We start from the raw sequence: 1,851 nt of genomic DNA, 5'->3' as shown, positions 1-1,851 counted from the left end.
GCCCGCCGGGAGCGTTCCCCGGCCGGCCCCGGCCCCCGCCCGCGCCCCGAGGCCCGCCCCCGTCACCGCGCGCCTCGCCGGCAACCGGCTGCTGGGCCGCCCCGGCTCAGGCAAGGAGGTCCGCCGCTTCACCTTCGACACCGCGGGGACCGGCACCGCCCTGGAGTACGCCGCCGGAGACGCCCTCGGCGTCCACGCCGTCAACTCCCCGGACCTGGTCGGCGAATGGCTCTCCGTCACCGGGCTCGACGCGGGCGCGGAGATCGAGCTGCCCGGCGTCGGCGGCGTCCGCCTCGGCGAGGCCCTGCACCGCCACCTGGACATCACCCGGCTCACCCCGGCCCTGCTGGCCTTCGTCACCGAGCGCACCGGGGACCGGGACCTGAAGAAGATGCTGCGCCCCGACAACAAGGGCGAACTCGCCCGCTGGTCCTGGGGCCGGCAGGCCGCGGACCTCCTCGGCGAGTACCCGGTGAAGGCGACCCCGCAGGAGTGGGCCGGGGTCCTGCGCCCCCTCCAGCCGCGCCTCTACTCCATATCGTCCAGCCCGCTCACCGACCCCGACCGCCTCTCCCTCACGGTCTCCGTCGTCCGCTACGAGAACCCGGACGGCCGGCCGCGCGCCGGGGTCTGCTCGCCGTTCCTCGCGGACGCCGCCCCCGACGCGCGGGTGCCGGTCTTCGTGCGGCGCGCCCCCCACTTCCGGCCGCCCGCCCGGCCCGACGCCCCCATGGTGATGGTGGGCCCCGGCACCGGGGTGGCCCCCTTCATCGGCTTCCTGGAGGAGCGCCGGGCCCGCCGCGACCCCGGCCCCAACTGGCTGTTCTTCGGCGAACAGCACCGGGCGACCGACTTCTTCTACGAGGAGGAGCTGACGTCCTGTCTCGCGGACGGCACCCTGACTCGGCTGGACACCGCCTTCTCCCGCGACCAGCGCGCCAAGGTCTACGTCCAGGACCGGATGCGCGAGCACGGCGCCAAGCTGTGGTCCTGGCTGCTCGACGGCGCCCACTTCTACGTGTGCGGCGACGCGGCCCGGATGGCCAAGGACGTGGACCGGGCGCTGCACGACATCGCCGTCGCGCACGGCGGCCTGGAGCCGGAGGCGGCCGTCCTGTACGTGAAGCAGCTCGCCGCCGACAAGCGGTACGTCCGCGACGTGTACTGACCGGCCGTTCAGAGCGCGACGAGGGTCACCTCGGTCGCCTTCACGCTGGTCCACACCGCCACCCCGTCCGCCAGGGACAGCTCGGCGGCGGACTGCGGGGTGATCTCCGCGACCAGGTCCGGCGCCTCACCGGACCCCACCAGCACCCGCAGCCGGCTCCCGCCCGACGAGGTGATCTCGCGCACCGTCCCCGGCCACACGTTGCGCGGGCTCCCGGTGGGCCGTTCCCGGTGCAGGGAGACGGCCTCGGGCGCGATGACCGCCAGCGCGGGCACCCCGGCCGGCAGCGGGTCGGCGGCGACGAGCCGTCCGCCGTCCGCCGGTTCCAGGCCCTCGGCGGTGGCGGTGCCGGGCCAGGCGTTGCGGCCGAGCATCCGGGCGACCCAGGGGGAGCGCGGATGCCGGGTCACCTCGGCGGGCGGGGCGTACTGGAGCGCCCGGCCCCCGTCCAGCACGAGCACCCGGTCGGCGAGCGCGACGGCCTCCACCGGGTCGTGGGTCACGAGGAGACAGACCCCGCCGAAGCCGTCCAGATGGCGGCGCAGGGTGTGCCGGACCCGGGACCGGGTGGTCTGGTCGAGCGCGGCCAGCGGTTCGTCGAGCAGCAGCAGACGCGGCCGGGCGGCCAGCGCGCGGGCCAGCGCCACCCGCTGCGCCTGTCCGCCGGAGACCTCGGCGGGCCG

At 76.3% G+C, this 1,851-nt stretch carries 2 protein-coding genes; one reads left to right on the top strand and one right to left on the bottom strand.

The window, feature by feature from the left end; genetic code table 11:
- On the top strand, positions 1-1,168 hold a 1,168-nt coding region (locus MHW47_RS35060), incomplete at its 5' end, for a sulfite reductase flavoprotein subunit alpha (RefSeq protein ID WP_374230196.1).
- Positions 1,169-1,176: 8 nt separating this feature from the next.
- Here the strand turns inward: MHW47_RS35060 and MHW47_RS35055 are convergent.
- Positions 1,177-1,851, bottom strand: a 675-nt coding sequence (locus MHW47_RS35055; protein WP_239227859.1) for a TOBE domain-containing protein, incomplete at its 5' end; no start/stop codon positions are given.

Source organism: Streptomyces sp. OfavH-34-F (genome assembly GCF_022347745.1).
Classification (GTDB): Bacteria; Actinomycetota; Actinomycetes; order Streptomycetales; family Streptomycetaceae; genus Streptomyces.
Note: the sequence above shows the minus strand (reverse complement) of the source record. Positions and strands in the feature narration are given on the sequence as shown.